The sequence below is a fragment of the Corynebacterium sp. HMSC05E07 genome, from assembly GCF_001807225.1.
Classification (GTDB): Bacteria; Actinomycetota; Actinomycetes; order Mycobacteriales; family Mycobacteriaceae; genus Corynebacterium; species Corynebacterium singulare.
In genome coordinates this window covers 1-16,468 of the sequence record NZ_KV788271.1, presented here as the reverse complement: position 1 = coordinate 16,468, position 16,468 = coordinate 1, and the positions used below count along the sequence as shown (strand labels likewise).

At 58.0% G+C, this 16,468-nt stretch carries 15 protein-coding genes and 1 pseudogene; 10 read left to right on the top strand and 6 right to left on the bottom strand.

What is annotated here, in order from left to right; genetic code table 11:
* Nucleotides 1–79 precede the first annotated feature (79 nt).
* The 6 genes from HMPREF3149_RS10915 to der all read left to right on the top strand — a co-directional run bounded on the left by HMPREF3149_RS10915 (nt 80) and on the right by der (nt 5,713).
* Complete coding sequence (locus HMPREF3149_RS10915) at nt 80–958, top strand: ParA family protein (RefSeq protein ID WP_186302173.1); 879 nt, start codon at nt 80–82, stop codon at nt 956–958.
* Between the two features lie 9 nt (nt 959–967).
* The gene (locus HMPREF3149_RS10910; RefSeq protein ID WP_042530960.1) at nt 968–1,765 is read left to right on the top strand and encodes a segregation and condensation protein A; all 798 of its coding nucleotides are present in this window, start codon (nt 968–970) and stop codon (nt 1,763–1,765) included.
* 41 nt (nt 1,766–1,806) lie between these two features.
* Complete coding sequence (gene scpB / locus HMPREF3149_RS10905) at nt 1,807–2,379, top strand: SMC-Scp complex subunit ScpB (RefSeq protein WP_070538124.1); 573 nt, start codon at nt 1,807–1,809, stop codon at nt 2,377–2,379.
* Between the two features lie 85 nt (nt 2,380–2,464).
* The gene (locus tag HMPREF3149_RS10900) at nt 2,465–3,382 is read left to right on the top strand and encodes a pseudouridine synthase (RefSeq protein ID WP_042530956.1); all 918 of its coding nucleotides are present in this window, start codon (nt 2,465–2,467) and stop codon (nt 3,380–3,382) included.
* A complete protein-coding gene (gene cmk / locus HMPREF3149_RS10895; protein WP_070538122.1) occupies nt 3,382–4,092 on the top strand; it encodes a (d)CMP kinase in 711 nt (236 codons plus the stop codon). The genes HMPREF3149_RS10900 and cmk overlap by 1 nt, the downstream gene beginning before the upstream one ends.
* Nucleotides 4,085–5,713, top strand: coding sequence for a ribosome biogenesis GTPase Der (gene der / locus HMPREF3149_RS10890; protein WP_070538119.1), 1,629 nt, complete (start codon nt 4,085–4,087; stop codon nt 5,711–5,713). Before cmk ends, der begins: the two co-directional genes overlap by 8 nt.
* 97 nt (nt 5,714–5,810) lie before the next feature.
* Here der and HMPREF3149_RS10885 read toward each other — a convergent pair whose 3' ends face one another.
* The 5 genes from HMPREF3149_RS10885 to HMPREF3149_RS10865 all read right to left on the bottom strand — a co-directional run bounded on the left by HMPREF3149_RS10885 (nt 5,811) and on the right by HMPREF3149_RS10865 (nt 10,177).
* Nucleotides 5,811–6,419, bottom strand: a complete 609-nt coding sequence (locus tag HMPREF3149_RS10885; RefSeq protein ID WP_070538117.1) for a response regulator transcription factor — start codon at nt 6,417–6,419, stop codon at nt 5,811–5,813.
* Nucleotides 6,416–7,528, bottom strand: a complete 1,113-nt coding sequence (locus HMPREF3149_RS10880; protein WP_070538149.1) for a sensor histidine kinase — start codon at nt 7,526–7,528, stop codon at nt 6,416–6,418. The genes HMPREF3149_RS10885 and HMPREF3149_RS10880 overlap by 4 nt, the downstream gene beginning before the upstream one ends.
* Nucleotides 7,528–8,325 (bottom strand): ABC transporter permease, encoded by a 798-nt coding sequence (locus HMPREF3149_RS10875; RefSeq protein ID WP_070538115.1) that lies wholly within the window; start codon nt 8,323–8,325, stop codon nt 7,528–7,530. The genes HMPREF3149_RS10880 and HMPREF3149_RS10875 overlap by 1 nt, the downstream gene beginning before the upstream one ends.
* A 13-nt stretch (nt 8,326–8,338) precedes the next feature.
* Nucleotides 8,339–9,277, bottom strand: coding sequence for an ABC transporter ATP-binding protein (locus tag HMPREF3149_RS10870; protein WP_210385450.1), 939 nt, complete (start codon nt 9,275–9,277; stop codon nt 8,339–8,341).
* Between the two features lie 87 nt (nt 9,278–9,364).
* Nucleotides 9,365–10,177: a class I SAM-dependent methyltransferase gene (locus HMPREF3149_RS10865; protein WP_371440980.1), complete on the bottom strand. Its 813-nt coding sequence runs from the start codon at nt 10,175–10,177 to the stop codon at nt 9,365–9,367.
* Between the two features lie 71 nt (nt 10,178–10,248).
* Here HMPREF3149_RS10865 and HMPREF3149_RS10860 point away from each other — a divergent pair, with 71 nt between their 5' ends.
* Nucleotides 10,249–11,295 carry a CE1 family esterase gene (locus HMPREF3149_RS10860; RefSeq protein WP_246820001.1) on the top strand — a complete coding sequence of 349 codons (1,047 nt, stop codon included), beginning with the start codon at nt 10,249–10,251 and terminating at the stop codon, nt 11,293–11,295.
* A 25-nt stretch (nt 11,296–11,320) separates the two neighbouring features.
* On the opposite strand, the gene HMPREF3149_RS10855 is transcribed toward HMPREF3149_RS10860, so the two are convergent.
* Nucleotides 11,321–12,571, bottom strand: coding sequence for a site-specific DNA-methyltransferase (locus HMPREF3149_RS10855; protein ID WP_042530942.1), 1,251 nt, complete (start codon nt 12,569–12,571; stop codon nt 11,321–11,323).
* Nucleotides 12,572–13,091: 520 nt separating this feature from the next.
* Here HMPREF3149_RS10855 and HMPREF3149_RS10850 point away from each other — a divergent pair.
* From HMPREF3149_RS10850 to HMPREF3149_RS10840, 3 genes and pseudogenes are all read left to right on the top strand, one after another.
* Nucleotides 13,092–13,325, top strand: a complete 234-nt coding sequence (locus HMPREF3149_RS10850; protein WP_042530940.1) for an antitoxin — start codon at nt 13,092–13,094, stop codon at nt 13,323–13,325.
* A 247-nt stretch (nt 13,326–13,572) separates the two neighbouring features.
* Nucleotides 13,573–14,976, top strand: coding sequence for a TetR/AcrR family transcriptional regulator (locus tag HMPREF3149_RS10845; protein ID WP_042530938.1), 1,404 nt, complete (start codon nt 13,573–13,575; stop codon nt 14,974–14,976).
* A 377-nt stretch (nt 14,977–15,353) separates the two neighbouring features.
* A pseudogene (locus HMPREF3149_RS10840) lies at nt 15,354–16,468 on the top strand (hypothetical protein); the annotation flags it as partial.

Here is a 16,468-nt window from a genome sequence, read left to right as displayed (position 1 = left end):
ATCACAACGATGTAAGAAGGCGGCGTCGGCAAGCGCTGCAGGCCGGACTTAAGGGGCCGTACAGGTCAAGGAAGCAGGTGTGACTGTGAGCGACGAGGGACTGTTTGAAGCCTCGGAGGCGCAGGTCGGGTTGACCGGCCGCCCACTTCGGGAACTGCCGGAACCCGAGCCGCTGGAAAAGCACGGCCCTGCCACCATCATCTCCATGTGTAACCAGAAGGGAGGCGTGGGCAAGACCACGTCCACCATCAACATGGGCGCGTGCTTGGCGGAGCTTGGCCGTAAAGTCCTTCTCGTTGACTTGGACCCCCAGGGCGCTTTGTCGGCAGGCCTGGGCCTCACTCATGATCAGATCGGTGACACTATCTATGACGTCATGCTGGATAGCGAGGTTTCGGTTCATTCCGCCATCGTGAACACTGGAGTGGCGGGTTTGGACCTAGTGCCAGCCAACATTGACCTCTCTGCGGCTGAGATTCAGATGGTCAACGAAGTTGGCCGCGAGCACACCCTGGCCCGCGCTCTGCGCCCGGTGCGCAAGGACTATGACTTCATCATTATCGACTGTCAGCCGTCCTTGGGCCTGCTGACCGTGAACGCGCTGGCTTGTTCTCAGGGTGTGATTATCCCCATGGAGTGCGAGTTCTTCTCCCTGCGTGGCTTAGCGCTGTTGACGGATACGGTGGAGAAGGTTGCGGACCGCATTAACTTTGACCTTGAGGTCATGGGCATCCTCGTTACGATGTTTGACCGCCGTACTCGCCATGCCCGCGAAGTCATGGACCGCGTGGTCGAGTACTTCGGGGATAAGGTCTTCGACACGGTCATTACCCGGACGGTACGTTTCCCGGAGACTTCGGTGGCTGGCGAGCCCATTACGACGTGGGCGCCGAGCTCGCAGGCCGCGAAACAATACCGCGACCTAGCCAAAGAGGTCATCGAGCGAGCCAACGTCTAGCGTGCCAGCATGACGCAACCGGAGATTACCGGCTTCCGTATTGCGCTGGGTAACTTCGAGGGGCCTTTCGACCTGCTCCTCCAGCTCATCCAAGCCAAGAAGCTGGACGTTACCGAAGTCGCTCTCTCTGAGGTTACCGACGAATTCGTCGCCTACACCCGCGCATTAGGGGAAACTGCGGATCTTGATGAGACCACAGAGTTTCTCCTCATCGCAGCGACGCTGCTGGATCTCAAGGCAGCGCGACTTCTTCCGCGGGGTGACGTTGATGACCTTGAGGATCTTGAACTTTTGGAGACTCGAGACCTTCTTTTCGCTCGCCTTTTGCAGTACAAAGCCTACAAACAGGTAGCGGATCAGTTCGCGCACTGGCAGCGCCAAGCACAGCGCCGCTATCCCCGGGCAGTAGCAATGGAGGAGCGGTTTAGTGAGCTTCTGCCGCCGGTCAAGCTGGGGCACACACCGGCGAGTTTCGCCGAGCTTGCCGCGGGAGTCTTCCGGCCCAAGCCACCGGAGGAGGTGGCGACCGGTCACATTCATCAGGTGGCAGTCTCGGTGCCGGAGCAGGCTGGCAAGATTCTTGGCACTCTCAAGATGCTGGGCACAGGCCAGTGGATGAGCTTCGATGCCCTCACCAGGGATTGCACCGTGTCCATGGAAATTGTTGGCCGCTTCTTGGCATTGCTCGAGCTCTATAAGGCCAAAGCGGTTGACGCGGTTCAAGAAGAATCCCTCGGACCTTTGGAGCTGGCGTGGACCGGGCTCGATGTGGACCCGGCCGTCGTGGCGGCGGCCAACTGGGACTAGCTGGGACGAGGACGCCTGTGGCTAAGGTACGCTACCCAGTCATGGAAGACCGCACGGAAGCCACTGTACTGCCGCTCATTTCGCAACTGCGCTCACGCGTAGAGTCAATTTTGCTCGTGGTGGATTCGCCCGCCAGCGTGGAGGCTCTAGCCCGCGCTCTTGATACCGAGACAACCGTGGTTAGTGATGTTCTCCGGTCCCTGCAGCGCGAGCTGAATGAACGCGGCTCTGGTATTGACTTGCGGGAAACCTCTGAGGGCTGGCGTTTTTATACTCGCAAGGACAACGCCGATGCGGTCGAGCAGTTCGTGCTCGATGGCACCCAGACCAAGCTTTCGCGTGCGGCATTGGAGACCCTGGCGGTGATTGCCTACCGCCAGCCAGTAACGCGCGCCCAGGTCGCCGGTGTGCGAGGCGTCAACGTCGACGGCGTGGTCCGTACCCTGACGATGCGTGGTCTCATCCGTGAGCTCGACGGCGTGGAGGGCCTGGCACATCAGTACGAGACGACGGAGCTCTTCCTTGAGCTGCTCGGCATCGACTCTCTGGAGCGCCTCCCAGATCTTGCGCCGTTGCTGCCGGATATCGATCAGATTGATGAGGACTACTCATAGAGCCACACTGTGGGGTAGGATTGCCCGCGGACAACGGTGCCTATGTGCGCCGCAAATTGAAGAACTATTGAGAGGACACATTTCCGTGACTCCACCCGCTCGCCGCGATGGCACACCGGAGAAAAAGAAGCGAGACAGCGACATGATTGTCTCCAACGCTAAGCCGGCTCGCCATCAGCACGTGAAAAAGAAGAAGGCCACCGCTGACTCTGTCGCCCGTGACTTGGGCGCAGATTGGTTGGTAGACGGCGCTGATAAGAAATCCGACAACCAGGGTGAACGTCTGCAGAAGGTTCTGGCGAAGGCTGGCGTGGCCTCACGCCGCCACGCAGAAATCCTCATTGAGCAGGGCCGCGTTGAGGTCAACGGTCAGGTCATCATCAAGCAGGGCACCCGCGTGAACCCTAACAGCGATGTCATCCGCGTGGACGGCACCCGCATCAATGTCAACGAAGACACCCAGTACTTTGTGCTCAACAAGCCGCGTGGCATGCAGTCCACGATGTCGGATGACATGGGCCGTCCCTGCGTGGGCGATGTCGTCGCTGACCGTGTTGTCTCCGGTCAGCGTCTCTTCCACGTCGGCCGTCTTGATGCTGATACCGAGGGTCTGCTCTTGCTCACCAACGATGGCGAACTGGCGAACCGTCTGATGCATCCGAAATACGAGGTCACGAAGACTTACCTTGCTACCGTTCTGGGAGAAGGCGATAAGAAGCTTGTCCGCCAACTCCAAGAAGGAATCGAACTTGAGGATGGCCTGGCCAAGGCAGATTATGTGCAGATCGTTGACAAGAACCAGGGCTATTCCCTCGTACGCGTTGAGCTGCACGAAGGACGCAAGCACATTGTGCGCCGCATGCTGAAGGAAGCGGGCTACCCAGTCCAGCGCCTCGTGCGCACCAAGCTTCACACGGTGCAGCTTGGTGATATGAAGCCGGGCTCGATGCGTGCGCTGAACTCCAATGAACTAACCAGCTTGTACAAGGCGGTGGGGATGTAATGATTTCAAACATGCCAAACCAAGGGCTCATCGTGGCCGTCGATGGGCCGTCCGGAACAGGCAAGTCCACGACGTGCCGCGCGCTGGCCAAGCGTCTCGATGCCAAGTACGTCGACACCGGCGCCATGTACCGTGTGGCCACTCTTGCTGTGTTGCGTGCCGGCGTGGACCCGGCGAATACCGCGGCCGTTATCGAAGCCACAGCTAACCTTCCGCTGGAGGTTTCGGATGACCCGGATTCCACTCAGGTCATCTTTGACGGCGAGGACGTCTCCCGCGTTATCCGTGAAGACGAGGTCACCCGCAACGTTTCGGCTGTGTCCGCCATTCCGGAGGTGCGCCAGAATCTGGTGGATCTGCAGCGCTCCTTGGCTGCTCAGGCACACCGCGCAATTGTAGAAGGCCGCGATATCGGCACTGTTGTGCTTGCTGATTCTCCCGCCAAGGCGTTCATGACCGCCTCTGCTGAGGTTCGAGCTCAGCGTCGTCACGATCAGAACCTTGCGGCCGGCATTGAGTCTGATTTCGACACTGTGCTTGCCGACGTCCAACGGCGCGACGCCGCCGATTCCTCCCGCGCCACGTCACCGCTGCGTCCTGCAGAGGATGCTGTGCTCGTGGACACTTCCGACATGACCCGTGACGAAGTACTCGACGCACTCGTCGCCGTCATTGAGGATTCTGCTACCAAGGAGGCCGCTGATGACTAATCAACCGCAGAACCCTGATCTCAATCCTGAGCAGGAGCCAGAGGATTTCGAGACCGAATTCCACTATCCAGTGGGCAAACTCGAGGAAGAGATCGTGCGCGATCCACACGGCGGCTGGGCTCCCGATGATTTTGACTCCGATGAATTTGATTATGAGTTCGACGAGGCGGAGTTCGATGACTCTGAGTTCGGTGAGGCAGAATTTGGCGAGGACGAAAGCGACTCCGACGGTGACGCTCCGCTGAGCGAGGAAGAGTGGGAAGCACTTTCCGCCGAGTTTGGCGTGGATGATGGGCACACTGAGGAAAACCTCTGCACGGTGGCCATCGTAGGCCGCCCGAACGTGGGCAAGTCCTCGTTGGTGAATCGCTTCTTGGGCCGCCGCGAAGCAGTGGTGGAGGATCACCCAGGTGTGACCCGCGACCGCGTATCCTACGTCGCGGACTGGAATGGCCAGCGATTTTTCGTCCAAGATACTGGTGGCTGGGACCCCAATGTCAAGGGCATCCACGCCGCTATTGCGCGGCAGGCAGAGCTGGCCATGGCTACGGCAGATGTCATTGTCTTCGTTGTTGACACCAAGGTTGGTATCACCGAAACCGATGCTGTGATGGCTCGCAAACTGCAGAAGTCCGAGGTGCCGGTCATCTTGGTGTCTAACAAGTTCGACTCGGAGACGATGTACGCCGATATGGCCGAGTTCTACGCGTTGGGTTTGGGCGATCCGTGGCCGGTGTCCGCACAACACGGTCGCGGCGGTGCCGACGTTCTCGATGAGATTCTGCGTCTGTTCCCGGAGGAACCCCGCAACTCGTCGATCACCTCCGGTCCGCGCCGCGTGGCATTGGTGGGCAAGCCAAATGTGGGTAAGTCCTCGCTGCTTAACAAGCTGACGTCGGAAGAGCGCTCCGTCGTGGACAACGCTGCCGGCACGACCGTCGATCCCGTGGATTCGCTCGTTCAGCTTGATGAACGCCTGTGGAAGTTCATCGATACCGCGGGCTTGCGCAAGAAGGTCAAGAACGTGAAAGGCCACGAGTATTATGCCTCCCTGCGTACGCGTGGCGTGATCGATGCGGCCGAGGTGTGCATCATGCTTATCGACGCCTCCCAGGAAGTTTCCGAGCAAGACCAGCGCGTCCTCAACATGATTCTTGAGGCCGGCAAAGCCCTCGTCATCGCGTTCAATAAGTGGGATCTCGTCGATGAGGATCGTCGTTACTACCTGGACCGTGAGATCGATGAGAACCTGCGCCACCTCCCGTGGGTTACCCGCGTCAATATCTCGGCGGAGACAGGCCGCGCTCTGCAGAAGCTGGAGCCAGCCATGATTGAGGCTCTGGACAGCTGGGATCAGCGCGTGTCCACTGGCCAGCTCAACAACTGGATGCGTGAGGCTATCGCAGCCAACCCACCGCCAATGAACAACAATCGCTTGCCCCGCGTGCTGTTTGCCACCCAGGCATCGACCCAGCCGCCGACGATTGTCTTGTTCACAACCGGCTTCCTGGATGCTGGCTACCGCCGCTATCTGGAGCGCAAGTTCCGCGAGCGTTTCGGTTTCCACGGCTCGCCAGTACGCATAGCCGTGCGCGTGCGTGAGCGCCGCCAACGCCGCTAGGAGATCGAAAACGGCGTGTGTTCCCCGAAGTGAGGAGTTGGGGTCAGGCCCGGTGTGTTGGGCTCTCTACTTGCTCAGGTCTTGCTTTAACGATTCCTTAAATCCAACCGTTGGTTTCCGCCCGCCGGGCGGCCTCGAAGCGATTGGCCGCTCCAGTCTTGGACATGATGGCGGAGATATGGTTGCGCACGGTGCCGCCGCTAAGATGCAGCTGCGCTGCGATGTCCGCGGACCCAAGACCACGAACAAGCAATCGGCAGACTTCAATTTCTCTCTCGCTGAGAGGATTATCTGGGGCAAAGAGGATGTCTTGAGCCAATTGTGGATCTACGACGCGCAGGCCTGAGTGAACGCGTCGGATGGCGTCGGCGAGCTCGTCTGGGGGTGTATCTTTGACCAGGAAACCGTCGACGCCTGCCTCAAGTGCGCGTTTGACGTAGCCGGCACGTCCAAAAGTAGTGACGATGAGGCTTCGGCAACCGGTAGAAGCGATCGTCTTAGCAGCATCGATACCATTCATTCCCGGCATCTCAATATCGAGTAGCGCCACATCAACGTGATGCTCGGCCACGAGGGCAGCGACCTCGGCGCCGGATGAACACCCAGCAACGACTTCAATGTCTGGCTCGGTATTAAGTAATGCGGTCAGTGCTCCTCGAACGAGCGACTGGTCTTCGGCGATGAGCACCCGAATGGGAGACGTCATGGTGAGTGGACCTCCTCTATTTCAGGGACATCATTAAGAGTAAGTAGGACTGAGGTGAAACCCTCGGCGCGCTGAATGATGACGGCGCCCCCGATGTCGTGGGCCCGCCGACGAAGGCCGGCGAGACCCGTAACACCGGAGGCCAGCGCCTGCGAAGCGTCCTCCGTGAAACCGCCTCCGTTATCGGTGACCTGGAGGGAATCCTCATGGAGGATAACCCAGCAGTGCGAAGCCCCAGAGTGACGGACGACGTTGGTCGTGAGCTCTCGTAACGCCCACGAGAACAAATCCTCATGCGCCCGCGGACGGATAAGAGTTTCAGGCAGGTGGGGATGGATGCCGGCAGTGTCCAAGATCCGGCGTGCGGCCTGAATCTCGCCAGCGAAGGTGGGGTTCTTCATGCGCGTGACGGTGGAGCGTACCTCTGCGAGGGATAAACGCGACAGCGAACTGATGGCATCAAGCTCGGCTGCGGCTTTGGCTGGATCGCGGTCGATAAAACGGCGCGCTACTTCGGCCTTGAGATTGATAGCTGTCAGGGTGTGGCCGAGGAGATCGTGGATGTCGGCGGCGATGTCTTCGCGTTGTTGGGCTAAATCCAAATCATGTCTTAAGGCTGTTTCGGTGTCTTCGCGCTGCGATAACGTGCCGAGGACCAAGATAAGCAGGGGCCAGCCAAAGAGAATGATTGCGAGGTCGATAGAGTTTGGGCGGGCGAAAAACCACGCGGGGATACTAGCGATGATTCCGGTGACGGTGATGACAGTGGCTGCAGTTCTCAGCGGCTGGGTGTAAGCGACTAAGGCTCCAAGATACGGAACGAAGCACACAGCCCACACGCCGTACGAAGGAATTGCGGCAAGTGCTAGCACAGCGAGTATGCCCCACCGGAGAGCGACTCGACGCTCCAGGGACCACCCGTGCGGGAAGGTGTGAAGGGTACCGAAGGAAACAAAATACGTGACGCAAAATATCACGGTGATGGCAACGGCCCAGAAGCGTTGAAACGTGGAATATGGGGGCAGAACAAGGATCTGCACCAGCGCTATGAGAAGAAAGATCAACCAAATGGCGGCGAAGCACGCGTCCCGCAGCCTGAAATCACGCATCATGCTCGGTTCTTGTCGCGGTTGCGAAGAAGCACGCAGAACCCGACGAAAACCACTGTCCATATAGTGATGTTAACCCATGCGTACCAGAGTGGGTCCTCAATGAAGTTACGCTCACCGTTGATCATTTGGGCACCTTCAGATAGCGGCCAGCGGGCAAGGGCCTGTGCGCCGTACATCGGGGTGAATCGTCCGACCTCAAGCAGGGATTCCTTGAGCGGCATAAAGACGTTTCCGGCGAAAGCGAGAATGACGATTGTGGATGTCGCGATGGAAACAGTGTTCTCCGATGGGATGAGCATGGCGCAGGCCATACCGTAGATACCGAAAGGGATGGCACACGCCGCGGTAATGAGAAAAGAGAGCACCCATTGGTCCGGCTGCATCGTGGCCTTAGTGAACCCGCCGGTGATGAAGACAGCGGCGATAGGCAAGATGGCACGGACCGCAATGTTGAGGACATTGGCAAGGCCAAGCTGAGAAGCCCGTAGGGGAGTGAGCGCCAATTGGCGGCCCCACCCAGCGCGGTTTTCTGCAACCATAGAACCAGCTGCCCCAACGGCACCAGTAGCGCCAGCGTAGAGCGCCATGCCAATCATGACGAGAGCCGCGACGTTTCCACCGTTGAATTCGGTATCGCCATATTCCTGCATGGCGCCGAAGAGCATGTAGAAAATGACGGGCAGGCCGATGCTGAAAAAGAGGGTGGGCAGGTCGCGGCGCAGTCGTTTGAGATCGTGTGCGGCATACTTAAGGGCGGTGCCGAGCGTTGGCGTAACGTCAATGTGTGTGCTCATAACATGTGCCTCCTTAATGGGTGATGGTGTCCGGTGAAGCGCTGGATAGCTCAAGGAACGAGTCCTCGAGGTTCTGCTCAGAAATAGTGATATCGCGCGCTGTGGTTTCAGTGAGCAGGAAGCGGGCTACCGCGTCAGAATCGCGCGTGGTGATGGCGAGGCCAGAGTCGGTACGAGCTTGGTGAAGCATCCCTGGCAGAGACTCATTCAGGAGACGATCCGGTACTCCACCAGGAAAGGTGGCCCGGATGACTCGGGTGGAATCTGCGTTGCGGATCTCTTCGGTGGACCCGTCAGCATGAATCTTGCCTTTGTTGAGCATAATGATGCGTTGGGCAAAAGTATCGGCTTCTTCGAGGTAATGAGTGGTCAGCAGGATGGTTCTTCCGGCTTTGGCTTCCTCTCGCATGGTCTCCCAGAAGTGGCGGCGGGCACCAGCATCCATGCCGGCAGTTGGTTCGTCGAGAAGCAAGAGCATCGGGTCCCCCAACAGAGCCAATCCGAAACGCAGGCGTTGTTGCTCGCCGCCGGAGCATTTACCTACCCGGCGTGACAGAATGCCCCCTAGATTAGCGCGCTCGATGATGTCCTCGTACGGGCGGTGAGAGGGGAAAGCAGCGCCGAGGAGTTCCAAAGTTTCCTTCACGGTGATATCCGGAAGGAGGCCGCCTGATTGCATGACTGCGCCGATTCGGCCGCTTTTCACAGCGGTGTGCGGGGCTTGGCCGAACACGCTGATGGTGCCTGCCGTTGGGGTAGTCAGCCCCAAGATGAGATCAATGAGCGTGGTCTTGCCTGCGCCGTTGGTGCCAAGTAGGCCGACGATTTCTCCTTGGTGGATGGTGAGGGAGACGTCGTGAAGCGCATGCACCGGACTGCGAGAAGAGGCATTGAAGGTTTTGCTGATTCCGGACACGTCGATGGCCGGGGGAGAAGTGTGTGTCGTGCTCATACCTTCACGCTAAGGACGCAAGGTATCTGCAGCGTAGCCATGACGTCATGAGTTTCGCATGACAGTTGTCATGGTTACAGAAGTCAGCTACTCGCCGGGGCGAGCGAGCACGAAGGCGTCCGTGCGATACGGAATAGCGAGTTCTTGACCGGGGTGAAAGCCCATGTGCTCAAAGAGATACCAGTTGAGGTTATAGGTCATGCGATCGTGGATTTTCTCGCCATTTCGGAGCCAATAGGAACGGGTATGCATGAGCTGGTGCAGCTGCTCGGGCGTAAGAGTGTGGTTCCAGGTGAGGCGCAACTCATCCCGGACTTCCCACGGAGCGGCAAGGGTGGGATAAAAGCCTGGGCGGTGGACATCTCCTGAGTGCATAATCCGAGCGAGTCGAAGGATCCAGGGATCCGCGTTCACGTCGAGTGTGTTCCAGACGAGTACGACCCGGCCACCAGGGCGAAGGATACGGTCAAACTCGGCGCAGGCGCGGTCCACATCGACCCAATGCCAGGTTTGTGCGCAGGTGACGGCATCAAGTGACGAACTAGTCAGCGCAGTATCCTCCGCTGTGGCCCGCCAGCATGGAATGCCGAGACGGCTGAGAACCCTAGTCATGTCCGGGGAGGGATCGCTGGCGAATACTTCAGGGTTGGTGAGTGTTGCGGTGAACTTGCCGGTGCCGGCGCCCACATCCAGGACCGTGTGTGCGGATCCAACGAGTGCAGCCACGTCGAATGGATAGCTGGGGCGCACATCCTGGTAGTTTTCGGCGCCCTCGACGAAGGCGCGGGCAGCGCGCGTTCGCTGGTGCACAGTGCGGAATGTGGGGCCCTCCTGCGTGGATGCCTTGCGATAGCTGGGATAATGCTCAGGGCGCGGGGGAGGGGAGCTGATGGAGGACATAATGCTTTCAATCTACCGCGCCGCTACGTGTTCGTTGATACGGAGCTGTTACCTTGTAGTGGCTAGGATTTATGAATCAACGTCCAGGGGGTCAGACACCGGTGAAGTTGCGCGGTAAGACAGCCCACCAGCCGCGCGTTCTGCGAGCTTTGTGTGCTGCTGTGTCTTCTGCGGTATGTGTGGGAGCACTGGGAGCTTGCGCTGGGACTGACGACACCCCGACTCCCACGACGTCGGCCGTCTGGACTAATGACCTCGGGGTGCCGGTGGCCCCCATGCTCGTGGGACCGGAACCCGGACACACCAAGAACATGAAATTGGCGTCTGGGCGCAGCTTTCTTCTGCATGTTCCTGAGAACTACACACCGGAGCGCTCGTGGCCGGTGCTCCTTTCCTTCCACGGCTGGAACGACAGTCCTGAAAACATGGAAGGGTATACCCAGTTCGATGCCGCCGAAGCCATTGTGGCCTACCCACAGGGAGTCGAAAAAGCGTGGACTCCGGCTCCCTACGCAGCAACCAGTGAAGAAGAAGATGTGGATTTCGTCCGCCAGATTGTCGATAGCCTGCGGGCGACGTACAGCGTGGACGATGACGCCATTTTCGCCGCTGGTTTGTCCAACGGGGGTGGATTTGCGGCTTTCTTGGCCTGCCGGATGCCGGGCACGTTCCGATCTGTGGCAACGGTGTCAGCGGCGTATTACGAGGGAATCCACTCTGAGTGCTCTGAGCGGCCTGTGGGCCGCCTTGATATTCACGGCACGGATGACCCGGTGGTCAATTACGAGGGCGGTGTTCGCCACGGTACTGCCTACTCTTCGGTCGCAGAGGTGCTCGGTCAGCATCAAAAGCGCAATAAATGCGTAGGCGATGTGGAGAGCCTGCGCCTGACGAATGACGCCGTTAAAGAAACATGGACCGGCTGCAAAGCACCGCTGCAACATATTAGGATCAACGGTGGTTCCCATGTGTGGCCAGGTCGTCCCAGTAAGGATAAGCCCGAAGTGGGGCGCGGCTTTGCTACTGACACGGTCCTGGATTTCTTCGGAATCCCGGGACGCCCAGAAGGCACGGAAGAGCACGGCGTTGCTGAAGCCTCCCGCCATGCGGCGTCGTAGCCCCCGCACTACCGGCGCAGGGCTCCTACTCCTCTATTGGCGTGAGGCGTATGTGGCTAAAGTCCAGTCCGTCGAGCGCCTGGACTCGAGCCAGGCAAATATCGGCAACGGAGTCGAAACCGGCACGGCGTGCGGGGCTCGAGGCTTCTGTTGGCTGAGCAATCTGTACGAGATGCACACTGCGGCTGCCGCCATCCTCCCGATTGAGTTCCGCCACGGCCTGAGCAGTGGTTCCGGATCCAGCAAAGAAGTCGAGGACGACCGCGTCGGCGCCGCCGGCGATGGCGATAAGATGCTTGATTAGCCGGACAGGCTTGGGAAAATCGAAGGTTCCTTGAATGCCGAGAGCCTCCTCAGCATCTTTGCGTCCAGTGCGCGTGACTCCAAAGCGTTCGCCATCAAGTATTGAACGTGGGCGTGCCCCCTTCTTTTCGTAGTTCTTGGTGTAGACGAAGCCGCGTCGAAAGACTAGCTCCTCATAGTGTTCGGAGACTTTATCCTTGCCCCACCGCCAGCGTGCCACCTGGCTTTTTCCTTCCGGTTGATGTGGCCAATACTCACGACCATCGGGGCCTGTAATGGAAAAATCGAGAGAGGGCAGGTAGCCCAGCGTCTTGGAATCAAGGCGCACGAGAGAGTAGTTCCCCTTTTCGTCGCTGTGGTTGTACCTCGTTGAGGTCTGTGCGTGCGGGTCGAGATTGAAGCCCGGATTGGATGCGCTCTTGGCGTAACAGAGCACATACTCGTGCTCTATGACCGCGTATTTGGAGTCATTTTTGCCCGTGCCGCCCTTCTTCCAGATGAGTTGACCGGCAAAGCAATCTTCCCCAAACACTTCATTCATGATGAGTCGCAGGTGGGCAGCTTCAGACTCACCAATCGATACAAAAATGAAGCCAGTGTCTGCGAGGACCTCACGCGCCAAAATAATCCGCGGCAACATCATGGAGAGCCATTCCGCGTGCCACTGCCCGAAATGTTCAGACCGCACCTCGCGACGCTGGCGGAAGTTATCTCGGTAGACGAAATCCTTCCCGGTGTTATAAGGGGGATCGATATAGATGACGTCAGCGTGAAAACCTCGGGCGACGAAGTCCTTGAGAGCATCCAGGTTGTCGGCTTCCGTGACAGTGTGTGGAGAGGAGCTGACGCGCTTGACGACGTCCCTCCGAACCTTCAGCTCTCCATGAGCCTGCACAGCAGCCTCGTTTTTCCCTGGCCATGTGAGACCAAAGTAGGTAGTCGATGATGGGGGAGAAGAGTGGTTCGAGGGCATTGTGCTGAAAATTTTCTAATGAGATCAGGGCTGCAAATCTAGTTGATAAGACCCCAAGGCTTGGTGAATGTATCACGGTTTCTCGGGTGGTCCCTGTGGTGTATGGTGCGGCGGAAACGGAGAGCCACGGGCTATTACTGAGGTTTAGCGTACAAGTCTTCTCAATTGAGAGTGGGGTGGCACACCGCATGGTGTTGAACGAAAAGGGGTAACCGTAGGGGGTGAACTTTCTCAACTAACCTTAATACTCTCAGATTGAATTACTGCCCACGGATATGGGTGTTTCTCATCGCACGAAGCTTGGGAGTGGCACTCATCGTGGCGAAGTGTGAGTTGCGTCGGTACCGTTGGTGAAGTGGTCGCGCGAAGGGCGTGAAAATCCTCCGCTGTGGACACCCCACGCATGCGGGAACGCGCGCGTTCTCCGTGGTGTGGGGATGCATAGCGGCGGGAAAGAAGCTGTTCCTTGCTGTGGCCTGCATAGATTATCAAGGTAGTTAGAAAGAAAGGACGATACGATATGGGTATCTTCGATAAGGCAAAGGATGCACTGAACTCCGACAAGGGCGAGCAGGTTTCTGACTCTGCACTGGACAAGGGTGCTGACTTTGCCAAGGGCAAGCTGGGTGAGGACAAGGCGGACAAGATTGACTCCGCTCGCGACCAGCTGGACGAGCGTATTGGCAACCAGGGTGCTGAGGGCAACCAGGGCGCTGAGGGCAACCAGCCCGAGCAGGATGGTCAGGAGCAGTAAAACCTGCTTCCGGCTCGGACGCTAGCTGGGTGGACTAGCTTGGCGTATGAGCTCGCATAGAGGAGCTCCGTCCCCACATTGTTGGGGTCGGAGCTCTTTCTTTGTTGTAAGCACAGAGTGCTCGAATGCTTACTAGGTGAGAAATTAATCCTTATCCTCCGAGTTGGATACTGTGTAAAACCTTTAAACTTGCTAAATGCTGTAGGGTGAAGCGAAATCGAGACGACTCCTAGGTAGGCTATTACCCGTGATTACTTCAGTAGGTGCGGAAAAGGGCAGTCAGCCCTCACGGCAACTCCTCATTGAGCAGGCCGGACGTGTCATCGCCAAGGCCGGCATCGACGCAGTTCGTCTGCGTGACGTTGCCGACCAAGTAGATGTCCCGTTCGCCGAGGCTCAAGAGTATTTTGCTAGTGACGCCGAACTGGTGGAGGCGACAACGGAGACGTTGAATGCAGCTCTGCTGTCCGTAGTTGACATGCACTTCAAGCGCCTTCCGGAGAACGCAACGGCCGTCGATAGGCTTCGTTCCGCGTCAATGTCCTATTTCTCTTTCGCAGTGGAGGATCCAACCTCCTTTGCAGCCTTCACGGCAGTACAGGCTTCCCCTCGCGAGGACCTAACCGCTGAAGTCTTTGCCTCCGAAGGGGGTCGTGCTGACACGTGTCCCATTCTCGAGCTTCTTTATGACCTGACGGATGACGCCGTTAAAGAGGCCGGTGGAAGCAGTGATGCGCACGGCACAATGCTCTTCGCGCTTGCAATCTTCTCGCATCTGCATGGTGTGACTCAGCTAGCTGCCGAAGGTATCCTTCGTTACCTTTCTCCAGCCGCCAAGAAGCAGACCTTCAGCGGTGTTATGGATACCTTTAGTGTTGGTCTTTACCCGTTTCTCCGGGGCGAGCGGCTTGAGCGCACTGCCCCGTTCGGCCTTGTTGGGGAGCAGCCAGAGCCGCTGTTGGCTAAGGCTGTTGATTTCCCGCGTGGCACCGAGGAGGAAAAGCGTACCGCGCTTCTGCGTGGAGCGATCGAAGAATCCCTTGATCACGGTGTTACGGGCCTACACATCGGCGGCGCTGCCACTCGTGCTGGTCTTACCGTTCAAGAGGCGGAGCACCTCATTGAGAGCGATCAAGAGCTTGCGAGTTATCTAGAGCGTTACCTTGACAAGATCAACTACGAGTTTATCTACCGCCAAGTGGCTGCTGTTCCAGAGGGCTCTAAGGCGCTCTCCCTCATCAGGGCAACTGGTTATGGCTATGTCTCCCATGCGTTGGCTGACCCGCAAGGCTTCGAGGCTCTCATCAAGATCGCGTCCGGTCCGATCGTTCCGATGTCCTTTGAGGATGACTTCCTTCCGAACGCAAATAAGGCCGCGGAGGTCCAGCGTGACTTCAGCGAGTTCGGTCAAGCCTTTGGCTTTATTATGTCGCTAGTGCGCCAGGCCATCGATGAGGTTAATGGCCCGCGTGCTCCGTGGGTGCTCTACACTCTCGTGATTTCGGTGTGGGCCGGTGCACACGGCCTGGCCATGCTTGCCACTAAGGGGCCGCTGCGTGGCTATGACACGGACTTCATCTTCGAAATCCTTACGCATTACATGGATATTTGTCTTGGCGGTGTCATGCGCAGCCTCGGCGGCGCAGAGTAACTCTGCGTCGTAGCGTCGTAATGCCGTGTCTCTAGTGATGTAATCTTGGACACTATTTTCCCTACCTTTCCCTTCTGGAAGGTAGGGAATATTTTTTCGACACCATCGCCTTAACTGAAGGTAAATGATCTCACCATTCGTGGGAATCTCCTAGTGGAGGACTTGCCCTTTGCTGTGTGAAATGTTTCTACATATTGAATGTATGCGATGTTAACTAAGTGCTTCTGGTTAGCAGCTAGCGGGTGGTGGCGTTGCTGGGTGGTTTCTCCACTGTAGAAATTAAATTTCATCGGCGGTAGGGTAGCCACCGGTCCGAATTCATTGCGCTTATCGCGTACGGTAAGCAAGCCTTCATCGAGATTTAAGAAAGAACCGCCATGCGCCGCATTCCTTCCCGCATTGTTGCCACTGCTGTGGCCGTCGCCACCTTCTCGTCCGTGATTGTTGCCCCGCAGGCACTCGCGGTGGAGTTGCCTACTGATTCCGCGTTCGTCCACGAGGGCGCAGGCTCCGACACTGTCGATGTCAACGGCACTCTCTTTGATGAGGACGGCAACCTGATTGACTCTAATAACGCTGGCGATATTGCTATCGAGGATATTGAGCGAGAATCCCGCGACAATGATTTCAGCTTCTTCGGCACCGAAAGCACGAAGCCTACGACACTCGCTGAGCTTGAGAGCACCGAGGCCTCTACCGCCGACGTCACCGTGACCGCAGCAGAAAAGAACGGAAAGCTAGTTTGTGAAATCACTGACGCTCCTGGCAAGGAAGGCCAGTTGCTTGAGCGCAAGCTTGACCTAGCAAAGGCATTCTACGAGGGCGGCAACAAGCTGCTCCAGACCGTCTGGGAGGTTATCCCAGTCGTTGGCGATCTTATCCCGTCTGATTTCATCAAGAAGATTGGTGCGAGCTCCTGGGAAGGCATTGCCAAACTTGTCCGTAAGGGTGAGGCAGACAAGGCCGTAACGTGGGACCTGGCTCGTGCACAAGGCATGGCCATCGGCCGCATTGACAACGCTGATGCAGAGGTCGATCTCAACAACCCGGATGCTGCGAAGAAGACCGTATCGAACCTCATCAAGTTTGCTGACGGCGCCTTCGGTAAGGGTGTCTCCGTCGTCCTCAAGATCTTCAATGCTGCGGTGACCATCGCTGGACTTTTCCCGGGCGCCAGTGCAGCCAAGGACCTTAAGCTTTCCGACGACCAGCGCGCTGAGATTGAGGAGACTCTCAGCGGCATTTCTGCCTCCGCCTCTGCTCTGGCTAAAGTCAATGCGCCTGCCGGCCAGAAGTGCGCTGACATGCTCAACGGCAAGAAGGTCTCCAATGACAAGCCTGCCACGCCGACCGAGTCGGAACCGGTCAAGCCCAGCGAGTCCGCTCAGCCGACCGACTCTTCCGAACCGTCTGCCTCCGGCAAGCCCACGACCGAGCCGTCTGAGACTCCCTCCGCCGGTGCCGACGGTAAGGACGGCAAGGATGGCGAGCC